Here is a 24,172-nt window from a genome sequence, read left to right on the forward strand (position 1 = left end):
TCGCGGGCCGGGTGGCCGTAGTTCTCTGGAGCAACCATAACAACATGCCCGGCCCCCGATTGGGAGCTTGGCCGCGCGATTTGTGATTCGGCGCGGCGGCCGTCCCGGCTACTGCGCGGGAGCCGCAGCGGCGGGAGTTGCCGGCGGCGTCGCGGCCGGCGTCGCCGCGGTCGCGGGCGGAACGAGCACGTACACGAACCCGGTGATGACCGCGGTCACGTCCGTCGAGGCCTTCCCCTTTGCGGCAGGATCCGCCTCGGCCTTGGATGTGGTCAGTCCCGTCACGAGGAACAGCCGTTCACCGCTCTGCAACCCGTTGACGAAATCGAGGGAATGATCGAAGCTCCCGACGACGGTGATCTGCACGGCCAGCGATGCGAAGTTCGTCGCCGTGATCAGTGAGTTCGTGACCGGCGGAGCGGCGACGACCGCGGTGCCCGCCGTGCCGGTCGAAGCGAGAGGGGCGGGCGCGGCATAGGGCACGGCGTCGGCCACGGTCATCCCGGTCAGGGTGACCGATGTCGATTTGGCGAGGGCATCGAGCTGGTTGACAAAACGCGGCATCTGAGTGCCAGAGGGTACGGAGGCCTCGAGCGGGACCAGGTCCGCCTTGAGGGTGTCGATTCCGGCGAAGTCGGCCTGGAGTTTCGCGAGGACCGCGGCCTGGCTCGCGTTCGTGGCTTCCACTCCCACGCGTGCATCGTCGGCGGTGGCCACTGCCGCGAGTTGAGGCTGGATGCCGAGCAGGAGGCCGAGGCCGACGACGGCGACCATCACGAGCACGGAGCCGATCATCCAGATCCGATTCTTGTCCACGATTACTTCCCTCCGGTCGCGAAACGCTTGGAGTATGCGCCGTCGTTCACGTGCATGGTGATGTTGACCGTGTAGACGCCCGTGGTCTCGTCACGATTGACCGATTGGGGCAGAGCGTCGGCGAACCCGGGAGAGCTCGCGAGCGCGTCCAGCCAGGCGGGGACGTCCGGGAGAGTGGCGCTCTTCGCGTCGAATGTCACGGTTCCGACCCGAGCGCCCTGCAGCGGTGCTGTCGGCTGGGAGTATGGCGAGATCGGGGACCCGAAGTCCAGGGTGACAGTGTCAATGGTCACTCCCTGGGGAAGGGTGTGCGCCACGCTCGTGAGGTACTCCTTCCAGTTGACTTCGGTGGAGACTCCGACCTGTTGCGCCGCCTGGACCAGGGTGACCTCGCTTTGTACCGAGCGCACCTCGAGGTACTTTGACTGTTCGGCGATCAGCGACGCGGTTCGCGACTGCTCGTCGTCCAGGCGGGTCTGCGCCTGGCTCGCCAGCACCGTCGACGCTCCGGTTCCCACAACCATGATCGCCAGGATGCCGACAGCGCTGATCACGAGCCGACGACGGATGGCTGCGGCGTTGCGGTCCTGCTGCACCTCCGGCGGGAGCAGGCCGACTCGCGGCATGCCGCCAATGATCAGCACGGCGTCCTTCCCTGCGCGGCTCATGCGGCACTTCCCAGCGCGAGGCCGAGCGCGACCGCGAACGTGGAGCCGCTGAGTCGGAGCTGATGGGCGTCGATGCCACGTGCGATGCCGACCGTGGCGAACGGGTCACCGACGATGACAGAGGTTCGGGTCATCTCGGCGAGCGCCTCCGGCAACCCGTGAAGCTGGGCGCCACCACCACTCAAGACGATCTGCCGAACCGGTTCGGTCGGGCGGGTATTGGCAAAGTAGTTGATGGTGTTCCGCAGGCTGGTCAGTTGCTCACTCGCGACCTTGTAGATGATTTCGACCGCGCGTTTGTCGGATTCCTGCACTGCTCCGGTGGCGAGCCCCATCGCCCGCTTCATCCCCTCGGCCTGTCCGACATCCGATTTCAGTTCCGTGTGAAGCGCCTGGGTGATGTCGTCTCCGCCCGTGGCGATGATCCGCACGAACTGCGGCACGCCGTCCGCCGCGATGACGACGCTGGTGGTGCTTCCGCCGATGTCGATGAGAGCAACCGTTCCGGTGACACCCGGCCGGGTCACCATCACCCGGCTGAGGGCGAAGGGGATGAGGTCGACGTCGACGGTCGTGAGCCCGGCGAGCTGGGTCGCCTTGACGTTGGCCAGGACGGCCGATTTGACGGCCGCGATCAGCAGGCCGTTCACGAGAGGCCCGGTGGGGCCCTCAGATTCCGAGATCGGGTAGAAGTCGAGCAGCGCATCGGCGACCGGGATCGGCAGCATGTCCTGCACTTCGAAGGGCAATGACTGGCGGATGCGAGCCAGTCCCATCTTCGGCACGCTCAGGTCCCGCGCGAGCACCCGTTGGTTACCCATTCCGAGCACGACATTCTTGGACTTGAACCCGCCGGAGGACCAGAGCTTTTTGAGCGCTGCAGCGACGGTGTTCGGTTCGATCACCTCGCCACTGGTGACCGCTCCCGGAGGGAGCTCGACGACGTGGCACCGAACGAGCATCGGCTTGGAGGATGCCGGATCGCTCACTTCCACCGCGCGCAGCACCGAGCTGCCGATGTCTATCCCGACGACACTGGTCACGAGTGGTGCCTCCATCTTTTCCGGTTTGACATGGACTATCGGACGCCGATCAGCGACAGGTAGCCGCTCCAGATGGCCTCACCACAAAAGATTCCGACCCACGCGCCCATGAGCATCCAGGGGCCGAAGGGGATGCCGCTCTTGCGGTTGGCCCGCCTGCTGATCAGGAGGGCGATGCCAAAGATTCCGCCGAGCAAGAACGCGGCAAAAGCCCCGATGATTAGCTCGCCCCAACCGAGGTAGCCGAGAAACAGGCCGAGTACGCCGGCGAGTTTCACGTCACCGAGACCCATCCCGCCGGGGTAGAAGAAGGCCATCAGGAAGTATGCGGCCCAGAGCACGACGAGACCGATAGCGCCGCCCAACAGGGCCGAATAGTCGCCGCCGATGACGGATGCAGCTCCGAGCAGCAATGCCCCGACGGCATACCCCGGCAGCACGATCCCGTTGGGAAGGCGGTGCACGTCGAGGTCGATGAGCGCGAGTGCAATGCTCACGGCCGCAAGGTAGAGGTACGCGGCGAGGACCAGACCCCCGACGATCAGGTCGGTGCCGCTTGCACCCCACACATCCTCGGGGAACCTGGTCGCCAGGGCCCAGACGGAGACAGCCGCGAAAGCAAGCCCCGTACCCAGCTCCACGAGCGGGTATCGCGTCGAAATTGCGGTCTTGCACTGACGGCACTTCCCGCGGAGCACCAGCCAGGACACGACCGGGATGTTGTCGTACGGCCTGATCGCAGCTCCGCACCGCGGGCAGGCACTCGGCGGCGACACGATCGACAGGCCGTTGGGTACCCGGTAGACGACCACGTTGAGGAACGACCCGATGACCACCCCCAGGATCGCCGACACGAAGATGAGGGCGGTCAATGGCCCACCTCACGGTAGCTGCCGACCGTTGAGCTGACGTAGGTCGCCGGGGCGTTCCACTTCTGCCCGAGATCGAGAGCGTTGCACGGCATCGCTCTGATCAGGTGGATGTCGGCAGTTCCCGATTTCACTGCGCCCGTGTCGACGCCCATGCACCGATTCTGGGAGTCGACAAAGAGATAGCTCGACCCATAGTCTCCGGTGTCCTTCACGCGCTTCCAGGTCTGCCGTGTGGTGGTGGATGTGGCAGTGCAAGCAGTGAACGTGAGTTCTCCGCTGGACGCTGAAGCGACGGGAGACGTGAGGCAGTACCTCTGCCTGGCGTCGTTGTCCTTGAGGACGTAGATTTGCTGGGGTCCATACGTGGAGACCGGCGCGGTGGGAGGCACCGTAACCGGGGGCGCTGGCGGCTCGGTGTAGAACCACTTGTGGTTCCACAGAATGTAGGGCATGCCGGCTACGCCAGACGGGTCCTGCTTACAGGGGAAAGAAATCATGTACCCAGAGCTGATGTCTGCGCTAGTGACGTCCGCGCAGCGGCCGAACTCCAGGTAGTTCACGATCTGATTCGTGTCGTAGGAGGCAGCGCCGGCGCCTACCGAACTCGATGGGGAGAACTCTCCTAAGCATCCGTTGGGATCTCTCGGCGAAAGAGGGTTGGTCTTGTTTACGAACAACTGCTTGGTATCCAGGTTGCTTCCGTTCGCGACTCCGGTCGATAGGCAATACACGCTGGGTCCGGCCGTAATGGATGGCGTCTGGCCGACCCACGAGTAGTCTCCTGTCCAGCTCCATAACTGGTTCCAACGAGCAGTGGTCGCCAGGCACGGGCGAAGAAGCGCAGGCTGATTGTCGTCCGTGCTCGTGACTGGACCAGTGATGCACATCCCCGGCGATCCACTGCCCGTGGTCGGTGACGCCGGAATGACGGTGCTCGCGAGCTTCAATTCGTAGTCGACGCCATAGACCCAGCGCTGCAGGTCTGTGTTGGTGCATGTCGTCGCGGTGACCTTGGTGAACTTCAACGCAGACCCTGTGGCTGCACTGGCCGCTTCCAGACAGTACTGCTTGTTGTCGTTGTAGATCATGCCACCGGGGATATTGACGTTGGTCACCTTGAACTTGTAGACCGCGGACAGCGCCCGATCGCCATCCACGGGAGCGAAGGCAGCCGTTGCCGCGTCTTTCCCACCGGAATAGACGTACGCATACTTCGGAGTGACCGGTGCTCCCGCATTCGTGACGCCACCGGGGGCGGCACAGGTGAGTCGATGGGCCAGCCGCCAGTCCACTGAAGAATTTGTCGGATCCACAGTGAAGTACTCCACGGTCGCCGAATACGACGCCCCGGTGCCGCTGGCGGTCACTCGCCCGGTGACCGCGCAGGGCAGATCGGCAGTCGTCCCGTTACCGGTCGTTGTATCAGCCGACGTGCGGATGAGCCCGAGCGCCGCCTGCAGGCCAGCCTGCGCGGAGTAGATGGTGCGGGTGTTCTTCTGCGCGACCAACGCGGGGGCCGACTGGCTCAGGATCGCCCCCAGCAGGACGACCGAGAGCCCCGCTGCCAGGACCATGAAGAAGATGGCGCTTAAGAGGGCGACACCCTCCTCCCGGGCTCCGGTGCCGTGCGTGCCGGCTCGAGGCCGCCTTTTTCCCATCATGATCGGACTCCTGCCGTGCAAACGGGGGTATCGCTCACTCCGGCGTGGGCGGTCTGGGCATTGCTCGGCGACGCGTCCGAACTGTTTCGCGCTGAGAACGACGTCTTCATCAGCGCGCCGGCATCGAGGCCCGCGTTGCCGATGTGGATGGCCACGCTGAGCTGTTGCATCCTCATGCCGGTCCCGACCGCGGCCGTGCTGGACACGGCGGCCGTGAGCGCGAACGGGTAGCCGGTCCCATCGTCGATGACGTTGCTCGCCTTGATCACGAAGGTGCCAGGAGTTCCCGTGAGGTCCGACCAGGTGCGGGATGCGAGGGTCCCGGCGACGGGATCGAACCTCCATTGGACACAGGTCGTGACACCGCTCGCCGCACTGTCGGCCGGGGTGCGGAATTCGACGTAACGCTTTCCGCCAGAGCCTGCTCCGGGGAAGTTGATCGCATCGGCGTAGCGGGTCTGGCGGTCGAACATGCCGAATACTGTGACCGCTGTGTTCGATGATTCGGCCACGAGCTGCGACCGGGAGGCGCTCTTCGCGATTGTGACGGTCGTGCCAAGGACGAGCGCCACAAAAAGCAGGAAGATCCCCATGGACACGATGAGCTCGAGCAGGGTCATCCCGCTCTCCCGATCGGTGCGACCGTCGCCGCCCTCGCCGGGCCTAATGGGACACCCACGTGAGGTCGACATGGGGGTCGAACAGGCTCGTGGCCTGGAATGTGCAGCCACCGGGCGGCGGGCAGCTTGTGCCGACGGTCCAGCGGACAATGACCATCACGCGCTGGAGTTGCGTGTAGCCGTCGGGGGTCGTCGCGGGCGGTAGCGTCACGCTCGGGAGCTGTTTGCAGTCGCCATTGGCCGGCTCGTAACATGTGCCGATGAGCGTTGTGACGGTGTAGACCGTCCCGCTCTGAATCGGGAGGGTCTTGGTAATTTCCACCAGGTCGGCGGTCGCCCCCGTCGCGGCGGTGTCCCAGTCCATGTACGTGTCGGTCCAGCCGCTTGCGGTCGCGTTGGCGGACCAACTGGATGTCACGTCGACCTGTGTCCGACCCTGCAGCAGGAAGCTCGGCACACTGAGCGCGATCGTCGTGGCTGCTTGCGCGCTCACGGACTCCATGGTCTGGTTCGCGATCGAAACCGCGAGCTCCTGGCGCTGTTGTGCCGCCGCGCCCGTCTGGCTCGCGATGCTCAGTCCGATGGCGGACGTGGCAACGATTCCCATGATGCTGATCGCGACAATGACCTCGATGAGGGTCATGCCGACATCGGCCTGGAGATGGCGAGGTGGGAACTTCACGACATCTCCTTGCAAGTTCGGCGACAGAGGGATGTGTGGGACGCCGCCTAGGCGGCGTCCCACACACGGGGCTAGTTGATCCCCGTAGAACGAATGCCTAGGGCGTAAACGGCGCGAGCCCGCCGGTAGCACTGTTATAGGTTTGTGATCCGACGCTGATATTCGAGTTGGTGCCGACGATCGTGTACGCGGTCGTCCCAACAAGGGTCACAGTAATTGTGTTTCCCGCGGATGCCCGGATCCCCAAGCTCGACGCAGCAGACGCTGCACTTGTCGTTGCCACGATCGCGGCCGTATCAGGGAAGAGAGCGTAGCTACCGTTGTGGCTAGTACCGTATGTCTCGACGACAACAGCGGCATTCTTGAGGTCAGATGCGACGGATGCCTTCCAGGCGCTTGAGCGCTGGTTCAGGAACACCGGAATTGCGATCGCGGCGAGGATGCCGATGATGATGATGACGACGAGGAGCTCGATGAGCGTGAAGCCCTTCTGCTTCTCGTCCGGGTTCTTCCGTCGACGGTCAAGTTCGGCGAGACTTTTTCTGAGCACAGTGGAGTCCTTTCGGTATGTGGAGTGACCCGGCCAGCAGGTCGGATCCAAAGCAGTTTGAGAATTGAATGCCCGAAGCCGCTCATGAAGTGCTCGGCATCCAATCGTTCCGCAGAGATGGAGCTGCCCCGGCTCATGGGGCGCCGCATGGGCGGCGCCCCACACCGGGAGATCCGTTGGTACGGAGTACGTCAGATGGCTACGGCGTCCACGTTCCGAGTCCGCCCGCAGCACTGTCATATACCTGCGTGGCACTGCCGGCGCCTGCACCCGCAGCGATGTTGGTGTTCGAGCCGGTGATCTTGAAGGACGTCCCCGCGTTCGTGGGAATCAGGACCACGATCGTGTTACCTGCGGAGGCGGTGACGCCTGCTCCTGAACTTCCCGCCGCGATCGCGACAGAAGTCGTTGTTCCGGTCACCGTTACGCTCCAGGGGGTCGTGGTTCCGGCGAAGTCCTTGTAGGAACCGTTATGAGCCGTGCCGTAGGTCTCGACCACAAGTGCGGCGTTCTTGAGGTCGGAGGCGACGGAAGCCTTCCAGGCGCTCGTGCGCTGGTTCAGGAAGACCGGGATAGCGATCGCGGCGAGGATGCCGATGATGATGATGACGACGAGGAGCTCGATGAGCGTGAAGCCCTTCTGGTTCTCGTCGGGGTTCTGACGGCGGCGTTCAAGTTCGGCGAGACTCTTTCTCAGCACGGCGGGATCCATTCGTTAGAGGACAGTGAACCGACCTACTGAACGATCGGACTCTAAGAATATTTGGAGGCTATTTTCAGCTGCGACCCATGAATGAGGGGTATTGCATGCAACCGTGCCCCCAATGCCGGGGGCACCCACGGCGTTTCTATTTGACGGCGCCGGCGATGCTGAAGATCGGCATGTAGAGCGCCACGACCATCCCGCCGATAACGACGCCCATGAACGCGATCATGATCGGCTCGATGGCCGCCGTGAGCTGTTCGGTTGACGCCTGAACTTCGTCGTCGTAGAAGTCGGCGATCTTGTTGAGCATGGTCTCGAGCGAGCCCGCGTCCTCGCCGACCGCGATCATTTGGGTGACCATGGGAGGGAAGACCGGCTGGGCCAGAAGCGGCGCGGAGATGGACTGGCCCTGGCGCACGGACTCGGCGACCTTGACGAGCGCATCCTCGATAACCCAGTTGCCGGAGGTTTCGCCGACTATCCGCAGAGCCTGAAGAATGGGTACGCCGGCGCCGATCATGTTGGCGAAGTTGCGGCTGAAGCGAGCGACAGCGATCTTTTTCAGCAAGGGTCCGAACACCGGGAGCTTGAGCTTGATCGGGTCGACGAATTTGCGCACCCGCTCGGTGTGTTTGTTGCCGTTCCACCAGATCGTGAATCCCACAATGATGACGATGAGAGCCGGCCCGACGTAGACCATCGAATGCGAGATGTCGACAAGAATCTGCGTCGGGATGGGCAGGGCACTCCCTAGTCCCTTGAACATGTCCTCGAAGATCGGAACGATGAAGATGAGCATGACGACCACCGCGACAAGAGCCATCACCAGCACCAGAACCGGATAGGTCATCGCAGACTTGATCGTGCCTCGAAGCTTCACTTCCTTTTCGAAGTTGGCCGCGATTGATTCGAGCGCGCCATCGAGAAAACCGCCTGTCTCACCGGCCCGCACCATGTTGATCATGATCGGCGGGAAGTCCTTGCCGTGCTTGCCGAAGGACTCCGAGATTGAGGTACCGGTCTCGACGTCGTCGCGCACTTGCTTCAGAATCTTCGCGAGCGGTTTGCTCTCTGTCTGTTCCGCGAGGATATTGAGAGTCCGCAGCAACGAGAGCCCGGACCCGATCATGGTCGCCATCTGGCGGCTCATGATCGCGAGGTCCTTGAGGCCGACACCCTTGGAGAAGCCCGGGATCGAGATCTCGCGATTCAGGCCGGTGCCGTCTGCCGATTCCTTGATCGAGATCGGGGAAATCCCCATGCTGCCCAGCCGCGACGCAACGGCGCCCTCGCTCGAGGCATCCAGTTTGCCCTTGACGGTCTTGCCCCTGGCATCGCGGCCGACGTAGGCCCATGCGGTTGCGGTCGACATCAGCGCTGCGGAATCGTGTAGGTGTCGCCGTAGTCGACGCCACCGCCGCCCATGGTGCGTGACGAGTCATCCATGGAGGTATCGGCACGTTTGATCAGCTGCAGCAGGCTCTCCACGTCGTGCGCCTTGTCGATCGCCGCCTGGCGGGTGATCTGGCCGGAGTCGACGAGGTCGGCGAGGTGCTGGTCCATGGTATGCATCCCGTCGCCGCCGCCGGCCTGCATCATCGAGGTGATCTGGTGGGTCTTGCCCTCGCGGATGAGGTTGGCGATGGCCGGGGTCGTCACGAGGATCTCCGTCGCCACCACGCGGCCCTTCTGGTTGGCCCGCTTGACAAGGGTCTGGCAGACCACGCCGCGGAGGGTCGCCGCGAGCTGGGTGCGGATCTGGCCCTGCTGGTGCGGCGGGAAGACGTCGATCATGCGGTCGATTGTCTGGGCGGCATCCTGGGTGTGCAGGGTCGCAAAGACGAGGTGGCCGGTCTCGGCTGCGGTCAGCGCCACCGAGATGGTCTCGAGGTCGCGGAGCTCGCCGATGAGGATAATGTCGGGGTCCTGGCGCAGCACGTGCTTGAGGGCTGCGGCGAAGCTCTTGGTGTCGTGGCCGACCTCGCGCTGGTTGACGAGCGACTTCTTGTGCTTGTGCAGGAACTCGATCGGGTCCTCGACCGTGACGATGTGGTCGGGCCGCGTGCTGTTGGCGAGGTCGACCATCGCGGCGAGGGTCGTGGACTTACCGGAACCGGTGGGTCCGGTGACCAGGACGAGGCCGCGGGGCAGCAGCGAGAACCGGCCGACGGACTCGGGAACGCCGAGTTCCCTGAGCGGCTTGATCTCGCGCGGGATGAGCCGGAACGCTGCACCGATCGAGTTGCGCTGGTGGTAGAAGTTCACCCGGAACCGGGCGCCGGCCGCGGTGTACGCGAAGTCGAGCTCGCGGTCGTCCTCGAAGCGTTCGAGGTCGGCGGGCGAGATGATGCTGTGCAGGGCCGTCCGCACCTTCTCCGGCAGCCAGACGGGCAGGCCCTCGATCGGGCGCAGGGCGCCGTCGATGCGGATGGTCGGCGGGGCGCCGACGGTGATGTGCAGGTCGGATGCCTCGAGCTCGAGCACGAGGTGGAGGGCGTCGATCAGGTCCTGGTCGGCGGGGCGGCCATCGGGGCCGATATGCGCGGGGGCGTGCGGGCGCTCGGACTCGAGGTGGCGCTCGGGCTCGGCCTGGATTGCGGCGCGGCGGCCGGCTGCACGCGTGGGCTGCGGGGCTGAGGTCGGAGGCGGGGAGTACGCACGAGTCGGCGCCGGCGCGGAGACGAGCCGGTCCTCCTGCTCGGGGGTCGACGTGGGCACGACGAAGGGGACGACAAACGGCTTCCCGGCCGGCGGCCCGATCGGCAGGGTGCCCGGGAGTGTGTACGGGGCCGCGACCGGGAGAGGGAGCGTGTAGTCGATCGCGGAGCGGGGCGGTTCGGCCTGGCTCACATCGGCGTCGTCGAGGTCTTCGTCGGCGGATGCCGCCGGTGCCGCGAATCCCTGGAGTGGCGCCGGTGCGACGTCGGATTCGGTTCGGCGGGCACTGCGGCGCTCGAAGCCGTGGCCGCCCGTCTCGTCAAGCTGGGCGTCGCGGCGTTCGGCCGCGGCGCTGTCGACGGCGGCCTGCAGGCGCGCGGTGCGCTCGGCAGCGACCTGCTCGGCGGCGGTGCGCTCGGCATCCGCCTTCTCGAGGGCAGCACTCTCGGCGGGGCCGGACGCGATCTGGTCCCACCAGGAGACGTTCTCCCCCGGCTCGACGGCGGGGATTTCGTAAATGGGCTTGTCCATGCGTTCTTTCCTTTCGGCATGCGACGAGCGCTATGCAACAACTCGCAGAATCTCTTCGATGGAGGTCAGGCCCATGCGGACCTTCTCCCAGCCGTCATCACGGAGGGAAATCATTCCCTCCAACCGGGCGGCCCGGCCGATGTCCGCGCTCGAGGCGCGGTCGACGGCGAGCCGTTCGATGTTCTCGGAGACCGTCATGACCTCGTGCACGGCGAGCCGGCCTCGGTAACCGGTCTTCGAGCAGTTCTGGCAGCCGATCGGCTGGTAGAGCACCGGCAGCGGCTGGGTCGGGTCGAACCCGAAGCGCAGCTGGTTGAGGCGCTCGACGGTGACCTCGGCGGGGGCCTTGCAGCGGTCGCAGAGGCGGCGGGCGAGACGCTGGGCGACCACGCAGTCGAGGGCGGAGCCGACGAGGAAGGGCTCGATGCCCATCTCGGTCAGGCGGGTGATCGCGCTCGGCGCGTCGTTGGTGTGCAGGGTCGAGAGCACGAGGTGGCCGGTGAGCGAGGCCTCGATGGCGATCTGGGCGGTCTCGTGGTCGCGGATCTCGCCGAGGAGCACGACGTCGGGGTCGCTGCGCAGGATGGACCGCAGGGCGCTCGCGAACGTGAGCCCCGCCTTCGGGTTCACCTGAACCTGGTTGATGTCCTTCATGCGGTACTCGACCGGGTCTTCGACCGTGATCACGTTGATCTCCGGGCGGGCGACCGAGTTCAGGGTCGTGTACAGAGTGGTCGACTTGCCGGAGCCGGTCGGGCCGGTGACGAGGATCATCCCGTAGGGCTTGGTGTACGACTTCTGGTACGCCGCGTAATTGTGCTCGAGCAGGTTGAGGTCGTGCAGGTCCATCGTCGTCGAAGAGTTGTCGAGGATTCGCATGACGATCTTCTCGCCCCACACCGTGGGCAGGGTCGCGACACGGAGGTCGATCTGGCGGCCGGCGTGGCTGACCGACATCCGGCCGTCCTGCGGCTTCCGCCGCTCGGCGATGTCGATGTCGCTCATGATCTTGAGGCGCGAGATGACGCCGTTCTGGATGCTCTTCGGCGCGCGCTGCATCTCGTGCAGCACCCCGTCGATGCGGTACCGCACCCGCAGGTTGTGCTCGGCGGGCTCGATGTGGATGTCCGACGCCTTGTCCTGGATCGCCTGGCTGACGAGCAGGTTGACGAAGCGCACGATCGGGGCGTCGTCGTCGAGGGAGTCGGAGACGCCGAAGGCCGAGGACGCCTCGACCGTGGCCTGCTCGTCCTCCATCGTGGTGGTGAGGTTGCTGAGTTCGTCGTCGGCGCGGTGGTACCGGGCGATCGCGGCGAGCAGGTCGTTCTTCTCCGCGACGACGGGGATGACCCGCATCCGCGCGGACTCGCGCACGTCGTCGATCGCGAACACGTTGCCGGGGTCGACCATGGCGAGCACGAGGCGCCCGCCCTCGATCGCGATCGGCAACACTTGGTGCCGCCGGGACATGGCCGGGGTGACGAGGGAGACGGCGTGCCGGTCGACGGGGAAGTCGATCAGTTCGACGAAGGCGAGGCCGGCCTGCTCGGCGCGCGCCCTGGCGAACTGGGCCTCGGTGATCACCCCGGAGTCGACGAGGGCGCGCACCGCGCTTTCGTCGGCGGGGTCGCCCGCCATCAGGGTGTCGAGCTTCTCGATCGGCAGTAGGCCGTGCAGGATCAGAATCTCGGTCAGTGAAGCCACGCGATCCTCCCCCGCCGGATGACGCTGCAGAGAACCGCGAGCGCACGCAGCACATCAATCCGCGCCCGGGAAAGTTGGTAACGCCCAACGCTAACCCCGCAATCGGGCCCGGGACAGACCCACGATCAGGGGGTGCGGAGCACTCCGAGCGGCGAAACCGTCAGCATCCGGTTGCCCGTGGAGTCGATGACGAGGGACGCGACGTCGTCGCGGCCGGGCGGGAGCAGCCGCGCGGTGAGCCGGCCGGAGTCGAGCAGATCGAGCTGCCCGGCGATGATACCTGCGACCGCGCCCAGCGTCTCGGGCGGGCGGCCGCCGGAGTCGTCGAGCAGGGTCACGTCGACGCCGCGGAGCCGGGCCGCCCGGGCGGCGGTGATCACGGGCTCGACGAAGAGCGTCCTGGCCCGGATGGCGTCGCGCAGGGTGGCCTCGACGATGAGGCACTCGAAGCGGAGCGGCGGGTCGAGGTCATCCCCGCCGGCGAGGCGCTCGAGTGTCGGCCGGGCGAGGGCGTTGACGCGGGCGAGTTCCGATTCCCGCTCGGTGAGGGCGGCCACGTCGCTCGCAGCGGCCGCGATCGACACGGCGCGCTCCCGGTTGAGCACGTCGAGGGCGCGGGTCGATCGGGTGAGCCCGACGGCGAAGACCGCACCGGCGAGCAGGGTGGCGGCGTGCCGGATCACGAGGTCGAGGCCGACAGCGACGGTCAGGCCGTTCAGCAGCGCCCAGCCGAGCCCGACAGCGACGAGCAGGCCGTAGCCGACCCAGGCCGGACCGGGCCGCCCGCGGGTGGCGAGCAGGACGAGCAGCAGGGTGACGGCACCGAACGGCCAGTGGGCGAAGGGCTGGGCGGATGCCGGTGCGACGGCGGCTGAGGCCAGCGCGGCCCCCGCGGTGGCGAGCAGGATCACGGCGATGGGGGCCCGGCGGGGAATCGGGTCGGGGACGACGACCAGAAGCCACGCCGCGGCGACGACGATGAGGAGCAGGCCGGCCGCGGTGAGGGGGCGACCTGCGGCGGGGCCGGGATCGCCGAAGGCGAGCAGCAGGTGGACCGCCGTGAAGACGGCGAGGAGGACCGCCGCGAGGCTCCGCGGCAGGGTGACGAGGAGCGGGACGGGTGCGGGCGTCACTGGTGTTCCCTGGGCTCCGGCGGATCCCTGGGCTCCCGGGGTTCCCGGGGCTCCCTGCATGGCCGCCGCTGCGGCCTCCGGCGACCAGGAGACGACGACCTCGGCACCCGCGCCCGGCCGCGACCAGACCGTGGCCGCCCCTCCCGGGATGCGGCGCATCCGGTCGACGATGCTGCGGGCGATGCCGAGACGCTCGGCCGGGACGCTGGCGGGATCGAAGCCGACCCCGTCGTCACGGACGGTGATGCGGATGCCGGTGCCGAACATCCGTGCGGTGACGCTGCGAGACACCGGGCGGTCACGACCGCCCCCCGCCGCGACGCGGGAATTGCGCAGGGCCTCTCCGACGGCGCCGAGCAGCGCTGTCGTGGCTGCGGCCGTCACTGCGGAGTGTCCGTCGAGATCGGAGCTGACGACGGCGTCCGGAGTGATCTGCGCGGCGAGGGTTTCGAGCCGGAGGGTCAGGTCGGGGCCGGACACGAGCGTGCCCGGGTCGCGGTCCCTGACCGCGTCGAGGCGCACGAGGGTGGTGGCCGAGTGCTCGGCGAGCGACGCGGCCGGGATACCGCCGCGACCGGCCATCAGCAGAGTGGAGATGACACTGTCGTGCACGAGAGCGTCGATCGCCACGCGCTCGCGGCCGCGCGCCACTCCCGCGGCGGCGGCGGCGATGTCCGCCCGGGTGGCGACGGTCGCAGCGTCGACCCGCGCGGCGTTGCGCCGGGCCGCCATCATCAGGCCGAGGAAGACGCCCACGAGGAGCATCGAGTAGACGGCGTCTTCGAGGCCGACGAGGATCGGCCGGGGATTCGTGGTGGTCGCGGCCCGGACGAGTCCGCTGAGCGTGCACGCGACGACGAGGTAGGCCCAGCCTGCACGGTCGCGGGTGGCGACTCCGACGGCGAGGACGGGCACCCCGGTGAAGGTCAGGGCCCAGGGGATGTCCGCTGCGGCCGGAAGAGGGGTGGCCCGGAACACCAGCCAGAACACGAGGATCCCGAGGAACACGACGCCTTCGGCGAGCGCGATGCGGCGCAGCAGGGCAAGGGACGCCCGCCGGGACAGCACCCCGAGCGCGACCGGCAGCCCGAAGACGAGAGCCCAGACCAGGATCGCGGGGATCGGTCGCGGCCCCCAGACCTGGCTGAGGAAGGAACCCAGGCTGAGGAGGCAGAACACCACCGCGGTGGGGCCGATCGACGTGTAGAGCACCCGGGCGAGGCGCTCGGCGGCGGTCAGGCCGGCGAGCGGGCGCCGGGCGCGCCTCACGGCTGGCCGGGGACCGGCAGGATGCCGTCTTCGAGGGCCCGCTTGTACAGGTCGATCTTGGTGTTGGCCGGGCGCCCGACGCGCTGGTACTTCGAGCGCACCCTGCGGATGTAATCGATCACGGTCGCCTCGGCGAGGCCCGTACGGGCGGCGACGAGCGGGGCCTTCGCACCGGCCGCGTAGAGGGAGAGCACCTCGCGTTCCCGCGGGCTGAGCCCGGCGTCGTTGAGCTCGGGGTCGCCGTCGAGGGCGGCCGCCCACTCCGTCGAGGGGATCGGTTCCCCGGCGGCCGCGCGGAGCACCGCGTCGAGCAGCACGGCGGTCGGTTCGGACTTGCGCACCACTCCGAGCACCCCGCTGCGGGCGGCCGTGCGCATCAGCAGGGCGTCGTCGCCCGCGGTGAACGCGAGGACGGCCGAACCGGCGGCGCGCAGCCGGTCGACGTTGTCGCCGACCTCCGAATCGTCGGACAGCCGCAGGTCGAGGATCACCAGGTCGACCGGGTGGCTGGCGTGCGCGGTCGATTCGAGCAGCTCGGTCACCGACGCGACCGTTGCGACGACCTGGATCTCGGGAAGCGCCCCGAAGAGGGCGGCGAAACCGCGCGCGACGATTTCGTGGTCGTCGATCAAGGCAATGCGATACGTGGGCACGACGACCTTCGGTTGAGCGATAGTGGGGGCGACGGCTGCGGTGCCGCCGAGGTTTTTCTGCCACCGGATCCCCCGTTCGGGTGCCACCGGAAATGACGGCTTTTCGACGGTGATGTGCTGGTCTTAGGGTGAAACCGGGGGAACGCGCCGGGGGGCAGGTGGGGCGCTCGCTGTCTCACCGGGGACGAGGTCTTCTGGAGAGTCGGCTGGGCGCCCCCTCCCTGCATTCATGGCCAGATGGCCGAGCCGCCCGCCGCTCTCCTCGAGGTAGCAGGAGCCGCACAGGGACTCGTAGGTGACGAAGGCCCCGTCGATCGCGACCTGGTCGCCATCGAAGACGAAGCGCCCGTCGATCTTGCGGCCGTTGAACACGGCCTTGCGCCCGCAGCGGCAGATGGTCTTGAGCTCTTCGAGGCTGTGCGCGATCTCGAGCAGGCGGCGGCTGCCGGGAAACGCGACGGTCTGGAAGTCGGTGCGGATCCCGTAGGCCAGGACGGGGATGTTCTCGAGGATCGCGATCCGGAGCAAGTCGTCGACCTGCGCCTCGGTGAGGAATTGCGCCTCGTCGACGAGCAGGGCGCTGACGTCGAGCCCGTCGCGGGCGACGACCTGCGCGCGGTGCTCCTGGAAGAGGGCGTAGGCATCCGTCTCGGGCGTCAGCAGGAAGTCGACGCCGCGCGTCACGCCGAGACGCGAGAGGATGCCCCGATCGCCCTTCGTGTCGACCGACGGCTTGGCGAGCAGCACGCGATGGCCGCGCTCCTCGTAGTTGTATGCGGCCTGGAGCATGGACGTGCTCTTGCCGCTGTTCATCGCTCCATAGCGAAAGTACAGTTTTGCCACGGTACCTGGAATCCCCCCTCTGCGCCACCGGCGCGTTCGTCTGCGCCGGGTCAGTTCAGCGTACTGGGCGGACGGCTCTCCGGCGTTCGGGGCCGTGTTCCGCGTCGAACTCGAGGGTCACGAGCGGACGACGTCCGGGCGCCCGGCTCGTGGAGACGCGCACCCGCCCGAACACCACGTGCAGCACGCCGAGGTAGGGCCGCAGCAGGGCGCGCACGGCCCGGGCGGGCAGGTCGATGCCGACCTGGATCGTGACCTGGTCGAGCCGGGGGGCGGATGCCGGTGCTCCGGCACCTGGGGCGGCCTCGCGCCGGGGCCCGCGGTCCGGAATCGTGCGGAGCGGGGAGGTGCTCAGCGGGATCTCGGACGTCGTGTTGAGGGGTGACCGGGTCAGAGCAGGGCGCGGGGCGCCGGTGCCGCGGAATTCGTCGCCCGCCGTGACCTGCACGACCAGGCTGCAGGGGTCGAAGCCCGGCGCCGAGCAGAGGGCTCCGAGCAGGGCCGCGGTCGCGGCGCGCTGGTCGGTATGGAAGGCGGCGGCGCGGCGGTCGGGATCGGCGACCACAAGCAGCGGGGTGATGCCGCGGGCCAGGAGGGCCGCGCGCTCCCTGGCGATGGCCGCGTCGAGCCAGGTTTTGTCGAGCTCGCGGAGCAACGCCTTGCGCACGTTGGCGGCCAGCACGCCCGCACGGACGATGTCGGCCTTCGTGATCTCGCCGCGGTCGAGGACCTCGGTGAGCAGCGGGAGCACGCCGGCGGCGAGTTCGGTGCGCTGCTGCTCGACGACGGCCCTGACCACGCGGGCCCGGGTCTCCTCGGTGCGCTCGATGATCGCGCGGCGGGCATCCGTCTGCCAGGCCAGGAGGGAACCGACGAGTCGCCGGGAATACGCGGCCCCGGCAAGCGCCGGCGCGAGGACCTGGGTGACCGCGACCGTGACGAAGACGAGGGGTGCGACGTCGATGGAGTGGAACGGCGCCTGCACCCAGGTCACGGCGGCGACGACGAGCGCGAGGATCCCGGCGGTGGACGCGATCTGGCGCCACGGCCGGTAGGGAGCGAGGCCGAGCAGGAGGAGGCCGATGGCGACGGGGCCGAAGTCGTCCTGGATCAGGGCGTTGTGGTTCCAGCGCGAGGCTTGCTCGAGCAGGTAGGCGGCGAGGGCGAGCACACCGATGGCGACGTGCGCTGCGCCCCGGAACGGTGCGTTTCTCGGGCGGGAGGCGAGGACGAGCAGGATCGCGGCGAGGGTGACGGCCGTGATCGCGAGGGAGCCCAGGGGCGCGTTCCCGGCCTGGACGGCCTGGTCCGTCTGCGTGATCGTGGCCGTGACCGCCGAGACCGTGACGATCGCGGCGATCGCCGGCGCGAGCGGCCACGCGGCGAGGGCCCCCAGTGGGTCGAGTTGCTGCTGGGTCAGGGAGCTGCGGCTCATAGCGGCCAGCCGATGCCGGCGTCGCTCGCGGTGTCGCCCGCCGGGCCGGCCGATGGGCCGCTTGCGGAGCCGGTTCCCGGTCGTTCGACGGCATCGCCGGGAGGTGCCGGCACCGTCAGCAGCACGGACGTGCCCGCACCCGGCCGGGTCATGATCGTGACTGAGCCGCCGAGGCGCTCGATCCGGCGGCGAACCGCCTGGCGGAGGCCGAGCCGGTCGGCGCCGGTCTCCGATTCCGTGAAGCCGCGACCGGCATCCATCACAATCACGGAGAGATCGTGATCGGTGGATTCGATGACGACCTCAGCGGAGACGATGCCGGCGTGCAGGATGACGTTGATCAGGCACTGCTGCACGGCGAGGCCGAGTTCGCGGTCGGCGACCGCGTCGAGGCGCCCGAGGGCGGCGCGCTCCCCCGTGACCTCGACGACGAGGCCGCGGTCGCGGCAGCGTTCGATCGCGGAGTAGACGGCGCTGTCGAGCCAGCCGTCGGGGCCGGAGAGGCGCTCGTCGGAGTCGGTCAGCCAGCTCGTGCCGTGCAGGGTGTCGACGGTCTCACGGATGCCGGCGGCCAGGTGCGGACTGAGCGGCCCGGGGTGGGCGTGCACGAGCGCGACGAGCTGGTTGAGTGTGGTGTCCTGACTGAGGGCGACCGCGCGCACGTCGAGTTCGTGGCGGAGCAGCCGGGACTGGTCCTCCTGGAGCGCCCGGTGCATGGCGAGCTGGACCGGGCGGTGCCTGCGCCGACCGAAACCACTCACGAGCATCACCCCGACGAGGAAGGCATAGGTCGACACCGTGAACGCGTCGGGGTGATAGGGCACCCCGGTCTCGATGGCGGCAAGGACGGTCACGGTCTCGGCGAGAATGAAGCCGGCGGTTCCCCAGAGCACTCCGACGAGGGCGCCCGTTCCGACGCCGCCGACCATCACGAGCGCCATTTTCGGCATCGACACGAGGAACACGTCGGAGCTGTGGAAGAGTTCGGGCAGTCCGAGCAGGGTCACGCTGACGATATAGGTGACGACGGAGCCCACCAGAAGGTAGACGACCGAGAGCAGCACCGTACGGTGGCGGGACAGGAGGAAGAGGAGGATCGCCATCGAGAGGATCCCGATCAGGCTCACGCCGATCTGCGCGCTCGGATGGCTGATCCCGAGCACGGCGACCGAGACAAGGGCGCCGACGAGGCAGGTGAGGCCGAACCAGTGCGTGGCCTGGGCCAGGGCGCGCCCGACCGAGGTGCCGACCAGATGGTCGGGGAGGCCTAGGGTCATTGCCGCTCCGTTCTCCGTCGATTATCGCATCCGGCGGAGCCGTTCTGGCGTGAAGGGTCGCGAATCGAGGTTCGCGTGGGCGTTGAACGTCGATCTGCGACACCTCAGCGGAGGGCGGGGTTCAGAACAGGGTCGGGTGCAGCTCAGGCGGAAGCTCACCCGCAATGAGCAGCCCCGGGCCGGGCACGGGCTGGCCCGGAAACGCGGGGACGGCGGGCACGGGGCGGGCGAGCGCGCGGGAGCGGACGCCGCCGGTGACGGGATCCTCGATCCCGTGCTCGAGCCCGTGCGCCCGGATCAGCGGTTTGATCCGGAGCGCGAGCCATTGCCGGTAGCCCTTGGGCGCGTAGGCGTTGCGGCCGTAGAGCTCGTGGTAGCGGGGCACCAGGTCGGGGTGGTCCCGCGCGAGCCACTGCATGAACCAGTCGCGCACTCCGGGCCTCAGGTGTAGCGCGGTGTACATCACGTCGGAGGCTCCGGCGGCCTTCGCCTGGCGGAGGGCATCGTCGAGGTGCGCCCGGGTGTCGGTGAGGAACGGCAGGATCGGCATCATGAAGACGGAGCAGCGCAGGCCGCGCTCCCTGATGGCGGTCACGGTGGCGAGGCGCGCCGCCGTGGATGGCGTGCCCGGCTCGACTGCCGACTGCAGCTCGTCGTCGTAGATCGCGATCGAGAGGGCGAGGTCGACGGGCACGAGCGTGCTCGCCTCCACGAGCAGGTCGAGGTCGCGCCGGATCAGGGTGCCTTTGGTCAGGATCGAGAGCGGGGTTCCGGAGTCGGCGAGCGCCGCGATCACGCCCGGCATCAGCCGGTAACGGCCCTCGGCGCGCTGGTAGGGATCGGTGTTGGTGCCGAGGGCGACGGCGTTGCGCTCCCAGGCGGGCCGGGCGAGCTCCTTGCGGAGAACCTCGGCGACGTTGACCTTCACGATGATCTCGTTGTCGAAGTCCTTGCCCGCGTCGAGGTCGAGGTAGGTGTGCGTGTTGCGAGCAAAACAGTTGTGGCTGATGACCCCGTTCGCGATGAAATCGCCGGTCCCGGTCGTGATGTCGATCATGTCCATCGTGGTCTCCAGGTCCTCCACGGACACGACCTGGAGCAGCGCCGCGGACTTCACGGCGGCACCGGCAATGGACAGCTTCCGGTCGATCGCGGGCCCCACGAGCCCGAAGAACCTGGAGCGCATCGGCAGCCCGCCGGTGACCCGAACGCAGCGAACGCCGTTCGGCCGCGCACCCTCTAACACGTGCTCAATACCCAGCGCGGACAGGGACCTCTGGATGTTGTCGAGGATCGCCGTGTCCTTGTTACTGATCCGCAGAATGCCTCGCGAGCATGAACCTTCCGCGTCGAAAACACCGGCAAGGAACCCGGCATGCCAATCGTCATCGGGGTCGTCGACCCAGCGGATGAGCTCCGTGATCCGAGCGAACGACGCGGCCTTGCCCGAGTAGATTGAGGTCAGGGCGCGCCGGGTGAGGGAAGGCGCGGAGAACGGACGGGTCTGCGTGACCACTCCCTCCTGTTCGAGGAACAGGCGCGAGCGGTTGAGCGCCTCGACGTCCGTCAAGGCAAGCCGGAAGAGCCGCACTTTGTTTCCGCCGCCGGCTCGACGGGGGTAGTCGCGAGAGATCATCATTCCGTCACCACGAATCATGCCGGTCAAGTACCCGCGTCGGTAGCTCGGCTCGAAATAGTTCGGCTGCGTCGCCTCCGTGAGCCCATTGAGCCCGAAACCCATGAGTTTGTTGTTGTCGGTCAGGTAGGGACGTTGGCCGTCCCCGCGCATGGCGCGGGTGACGTACTTCCAACCCCGTTCGGTGAGGAAGCGATGGTCTCCGCTGGCGACGAGTTCGGTTCCGTCAGCGAGGGTGACGCGGTAGCCGCGCTTCCGGGTATCCCACGAAGCGAGCACTGTGGTCTGCACATACCGCCGGTAGGCGCCAACGGTCTCCGTGCCCATGATCGCATCGCCAACCCTCACCTCCCAGAGCGGCTTCTGCCGCCCGTCCGCCATCAGGATGAGCGTTTCCGGGCTCAGGCAGTAGGCGCAGGCATGCGAGCAGCCTCGGTAGGGGTTGATGGTCCAGCCGAAGGGCATGGCGCTCTGGCCCGGCACCCGGTTGAGCGCGGACTTGGCCAGGATCTCGTGGAAGGTGATCCCCGCGAACTCGGGGGTGCGCACGCTCCGCACCAGGTTGTTCAGCCGAGCAAGGCCGGGAAGGGCGCCCGCCTGTTCCGTCGTGAGTTCCTGCCCGCTCCACCGCATACCCACATTCGAACACACGTTCGACACTTGCGCAAGGGTGTCGCAGCATCCGCCCTCACCGAATCGACGGAGATCGTGCCCAAAACGGGCCGAAACTGCCCGCTCGCGTGCCCGGAACCCACAAGCTCCGTCGAATTCGTCAGGGGTTGGTGAGGTGCAGGGTCGCGGCGGTCGCGGCGAGGGACGCCGCGGCGCGGGCGGGGTCGTCGGACAGGGTTGTGCCGAGGCTCGGGATCAGCTCGCGGAGCCGCGGCTCCCAGGCGGGGTACCGCTCGGGGAAGCAGCGCTGGAGCAGGTCGACCATGATCGGTGCCGCGGTCGACGCCCCGGGGGACGCCCCGAGCAGCCCGGCGATGCTGCCATCGGCCGAGGTGATGACCTCGGTGCCGAATTGCAGCACACCGCCTTCCTTCGGGTCCTTCTTCATCACCTGCACGCGCTGGCCCGCGGTGATGAGCTCCCAGTCGGACATCTTGGCCGTCGGCATGAATTCCTGCAGGGCCTTGAGCTTGGCGGTGCGGGAGGCGAAGACCTCGCCGAAGAGGTACTTCATCAGGCCGACGTTGTGCCGGGCGACGGCGAGCATCGGGCCGATGTTGTGCCCGCGGACGGAGAAGGGGAGGTCGAACCAGGTGCTCGACTTGAGGAACTTGGGCGTGAATCCCGCGAAGGGTCCGAAGAGAAGCGAGGCCTCCCCCTCCACGTGGCGGGTGTCGAGGTGCGGGACCGACATCGGCGGGGCGCCGACGGCAGCCTTGCCGTAGACCTTGGCCTGGTGCTGGGCGACGACTGCGGGGTTGGTCGTGCGCAGGAACTGACCGCTGATCGGGAAGCCGCCGAAGCCACGTGCCTCGGGGATGCCGCTCTGCTGCAGGAGGGCGAGCGCGCCGCCGCCGGCACCCACGAACACGAAGCGGGCCTTCACCATGCTCGGGTGCCCGCCGACGAGGCGCCGGAGGTTCAGGCGCCAGGTGCCGTCCGTCAGCTTCTTCAGGCCGGTGACCTGCTGGTTGACGTGGACGCCGACGCCCTTGGCCGCAAGGTCGTCGAAGAGGTAGCGGGTGAGCGCGCCGAAGTCGACGTCGGTGCCGGACGCGATCCGGGTCGCGGCGATGCGCTGGTTCTTCGGGCGGTTCTTCGTGATCAGCGGGGTCCAGGTGCCGATGACGGCCGGGTCCTCGCTGTACTCCATCCCGTGGAAGAGCGGCTGGTCCTTGAGCACGGCGAAGCGTTTGCGCAGGTACTCGACGTTGGACTTGCCGTGCACGAACGTCATGTGCGGCGTCGAGTTGATGAACTTCGTCGGCTCGGGCAGCACTCCGTCGATGACCAGGGACGACCAGAGCTGGCGGCTGATCTGGAACTGCTCGTTGATGCTCACCGCCTTGTCTGCGGTGACGCTCCCGTCGCTTGCCTGCGGCATGTAGTTGAGCTCGCACAGGGCCGCATGACCGGTCCCCGCGTTGTTCCAGGGATTCGAGCTCTCCTGGGCTACCTCGCCGAGGCGCTCATAGACCTCGATGCTCCAGTCCGGCTGCACCTGTTTGATCAAGGTGCCCAGAGTGGCGCTCATGACGCCGCCCCCTATAAGTACGACATCGACCTGCGCCATTGGATTCACACGTTCGAGTGTAACGCCGCGGGCTCGGGCGCCTGACCGCGTCCGGATGCCGCCGACCGCCCCGGACTGGGGGCGGGATCTGCCCCCGAAAAGGAACAAAGAACCGTCAGACGATACTCCTGCGTAACATGTTTGTCGAACCCCCCCGATAGGGTGGGTTCGTGCATTCGTCCGGCTCGCGTACAGGTCTCGTCCTCGGCATCATCGCCCTGGCGTTGCCCGTGCTTGCGCTCGGCACCTTCGTCGGTGCATTCGCCCTGCTTGTGCCGGGAGGTCAGACCGTGAACCCGTTGGCGACCACGTCGTTCTATGTCAACCCGTCCTCGTCGGCAGCGCAGGCCGCAGCGGATGCTGCTGAACGGTCCGGGGCAGGGTCGGCAGAGGCGACAGCTCTGGGCCGGCTCGCCGCCCAGCCGGCGGCGATCTGGCTGACTCCGGAGAAGTATCCGATCGACACGGTCGGCGTCGAGGTCGCAAGCATCACCGACGCCGCACTCAAGGACGGCAAGACCGCCGTCTTCGTTCTCTACGGAATCCCCAACCGGGACTGCGGCAACTTCTCCGCCGGCGGGCTCTCGGTCCTCGAATACCCCGCTTGGGTGCAGGCGATCGCGACGAGCCTGACCTTGCGCGAGGCCGTGGTGATCCTCGAGCCCGACGCCCTTTCCCTCGCCACCCAGTGCAACAACGTCGAGGAGCGAGTGCACGAGGTGCACACCGCCGTCGACCTGCTCGCGCCGACGCGGGCCACCGTCTACCTCGACGCCGGCCACTCCGAATGGATCACCCCGTCCGCGATGGCCGGGCTGCTCAATCGCTCGGGCATCGCCTCCGTGCGCGGTTTCGCGACGAACGTGTCCAACTACATGGCCTCTACGGGCGAGCACGCGTATGCGCAGCAAGTCTCCGAGCTCACCAATGGCTCCCACTACGTCATCGACACCTCCCGCAACGGCGCGGGCTCGAACGGTGAATGGTGCAATCCCTCCGGACGCGCCCTCGGGGCCCTCCCCTCGGTCGTCTCGAACCAGGGCGCCCAGGATGCGAACCTCTGGATCAAGCAGCCCGGCGAGAGCGACGGGACCTGCAACGGCGGTCCAACCGCGGGGATCTGGTGGAACGCGCAGGCACTCGCGCTGGCCAAGGCCGCCGGATGGTAGA

At 67.6% G+C, this 24,172-nt stretch carries 20 protein-coding genes; 1 reads left to right on the forward strand and 19 read right to left on the reverse strand.

Annotated elements, in window-relative coordinates:
- Nucleotides 1–108: 108 nt before the first annotated feature.
- The 19 genes from E3O44_RS08055 to E3O44_RS08150 all read right to left on the reverse strand — a co-directional run bounded on the left by E3O44_RS08055 (nt 109) and on the right by E3O44_RS08150 (nt 23,002).
- Entirely contained in the window at nt 109–816 is a 708-nt protein-coding gene (locus E3O44_RS08055) for a hypothetical protein (RefSeq protein WP_134534187.1), read from the reverse strand.
- A gap of 2 nt (nt 817–818) precedes the next feature.
- Nucleotides 819–1,484, reverse strand: a complete 666-nt coding sequence (locus E3O44_RS08060; RefSeq protein ID WP_134534189.1) for a PilN domain-containing protein — start codon at nt 1,482–1,484, stop codon at nt 819–821.
- A complete protein-coding gene (gene pilM, locus E3O44_RS08065) occupies nt 1,481–2,527 on the reverse strand; it encodes a type IV pilus assembly protein PilM (RefSeq protein WP_241976158.1) in 1,047 nt (348 codons plus the stop codon). Before pilM ends, E3O44_RS08060 begins: the two co-directional genes overlap by 4 nt.
- 35 nt (nt 2,528–2,562) lie before the next feature.
- Nucleotides 2,563–3,399 (reverse strand): prepilin peptidase, encoded by an 837-nt coding sequence (locus E3O44_RS08070; RefSeq protein WP_134534193.1) that lies wholly within the window; start codon nt 3,397–3,399, stop codon nt 2,563–2,565.
- A complete protein-coding gene (locus E3O44_RS08075; protein WP_134534195.1) occupies nt 3,396–5,060 on the reverse strand; it encodes an RICIN domain-containing protein in 1,665 nt (554 codons plus the stop codon). Before E3O44_RS08075 ends, E3O44_RS08070 begins: the two co-directional genes overlap by 4 nt.
- Entirely contained in the window at nt 5,057–5,752 is a 696-nt protein-coding gene (locus E3O44_RS08080) for a type II secretion system protein (protein ID WP_134534197.1), read from the reverse strand. Before E3O44_RS08080 ends, E3O44_RS08075 begins: the two co-directional genes overlap by 4 nt.
- Entirely contained in the window at nt 5,724–6,362 is a 639-nt protein-coding gene (locus E3O44_RS08085) for a type IV pilus modification PilV family protein (protein WP_134534199.1), read from the reverse strand. The genes E3O44_RS08080 and E3O44_RS08085 overlap by 29 nt, the downstream gene beginning before the upstream one ends.
- A 97-nt stretch (nt 6,363–6,459) precedes the next feature.
- Nucleotides 6,460–6,912 carry a prepilin-type N-terminal cleavage/methylation domain-containing protein gene (locus E3O44_RS19845; protein WP_277612625.1) on the reverse strand — a complete coding sequence of 151 codons (453 nt, stop codon included), beginning with the start codon at nt 6,910–6,912 and terminating at the stop codon, nt 6,460–6,462.
- Nucleotides 6,913–7,111: 199 nt separating this feature from the next.
- Nucleotides 7,112–7,612: a prepilin-type N-terminal cleavage/methylation domain-containing protein gene (locus E3O44_RS19850; protein ID WP_277612626.1), complete on the reverse strand. Its 501-nt coding sequence runs from the start codon at nt 7,610–7,612 to the stop codon at nt 7,112–7,114.
- A 148-nt stretch (nt 7,613–7,760) separates the two neighbouring features.
- Nucleotides 7,761–8,990 carry a type II secretion system F family protein gene (locus E3O44_RS08100; RefSeq protein WP_166792584.1) on the reverse strand — a complete coding sequence of 410 codons (1,230 nt, stop codon included), beginning with the start codon at nt 8,988–8,990 and terminating at the stop codon, nt 7,761–7,763.
- Nucleotides 8,990–10,807, reverse strand: a complete 1,818-nt coding sequence (locus E3O44_RS08105) for a type IV pilus twitching motility protein PilT (RefSeq protein WP_134534205.1) — start codon at nt 10,805–10,807, stop codon at nt 8,990–8,992. Before E3O44_RS08105 ends, E3O44_RS08100 begins: the two co-directional genes overlap by 1 nt.
- Nucleotides 10,808–10,837: 30 nt before the next feature.
- Nucleotides 10,838–12,511 carry a GspE/PulE family protein gene (locus E3O44_RS08110; protein WP_134534207.1) on the reverse strand — a complete coding sequence of 558 codons (1,674 nt, stop codon included), beginning with the start codon at nt 12,509–12,511 and terminating at the stop codon, nt 10,838–10,840.
- A 125-nt stretch (nt 12,512–12,636) separates the two neighbouring features.
- Nucleotides 12,637–14,913 carry a sensor histidine kinase gene (locus E3O44_RS08115; RefSeq protein WP_134534208.1) on the reverse strand — a complete coding sequence of 759 codons (2,277 nt, stop codon included), beginning with the start codon at nt 14,911–14,913 and terminating at the stop codon, nt 12,637–12,639.
- Nucleotides 14,910–15,653 carry a response regulator gene (locus E3O44_RS08120; protein WP_241976160.1) on the reverse strand — a complete coding sequence of 248 codons (744 nt, stop codon included), beginning with the start codon at nt 15,651–15,653 and terminating at the stop codon, nt 14,910–14,912. Before E3O44_RS08120 ends, E3O44_RS08115 begins: the two co-directional genes overlap by 4 nt.
- 36 nt (nt 15,654–15,689) lie before the next feature.
- Complete coding sequence (locus E3O44_RS08125) at nt 15,690–16,409, reverse strand: thymidine kinase (RefSeq protein WP_134534209.1); 720 nt, start codon at nt 16,407–16,409, stop codon at nt 15,690–15,692.
- 55 nt (nt 16,410–16,464) lie between these two features.
- Nucleotides 16,465–17,844, reverse strand: a complete 1,380-nt coding sequence (locus tag E3O44_RS08130) for a hypothetical protein (RefSeq protein ID WP_134534211.1) — start codon at nt 17,842–17,844, stop codon at nt 16,465–16,467.
- Nucleotides 17,841–19,121 carry a sensor histidine kinase gene (locus E3O44_RS08135; RefSeq protein WP_134534212.1) on the reverse strand — a complete coding sequence of 427 codons (1,281 nt, stop codon included), beginning with the start codon at nt 19,119–19,121 and terminating at the stop codon, nt 17,841–17,843. The genes E3O44_RS08130 and E3O44_RS08135 overlap by 4 nt, the downstream gene beginning before the upstream one ends.
- Nucleotides 19,122–19,242: 121 nt before the next feature.
- The gene (locus E3O44_RS08140) at nt 19,243–21,390 is read right to left on the reverse strand and encodes an intein-containing Rv2578c family radical SAM protein (RefSeq protein WP_174775060.1); all 2,148 of its coding nucleotides are present in this window, start codon (nt 21,388–21,390) and stop codon (nt 19,243–19,245) included.
- Nucleotides 21,391–21,529: 139 nt separating this feature from the next.
- Nucleotides 21,530–23,002 carry a malate:quinone oxidoreductase gene (locus E3O44_RS08150; RefSeq protein ID WP_134534849.1) on the reverse strand — a complete coding sequence of 491 codons (1,473 nt, stop codon included), beginning with the start codon at nt 23,000–23,002 and terminating at the stop codon, nt 21,530–21,532.
- A gap of 170 nt (nt 23,003–23,172) precedes the next feature.
- On the opposite strand from E3O44_RS08150, the gene E3O44_RS08155 reads away from it, so the two are divergent.
- The gene (locus tag E3O44_RS08155; RefSeq protein ID WP_134534214.1) at nt 23,173–24,171 is read left to right on the forward strand and encodes a glycoside hydrolase family 6 protein; all 999 of its coding nucleotides are present in this window, start codon (nt 23,173–23,175) and stop codon (nt 24,169–24,171) included.
- Nucleotide 24,172 lies beyond the last annotated feature (1 nt).

The organism is Cryobacterium algoricola (genome assembly GCF_004402485.1).
GTDB classification, from domain to species: domain Bacteria; phylum Actinomycetota; class Actinomycetes; order Actinomycetales; family Microbacteriaceae; genus Cryobacterium; species Cryobacterium algoricola.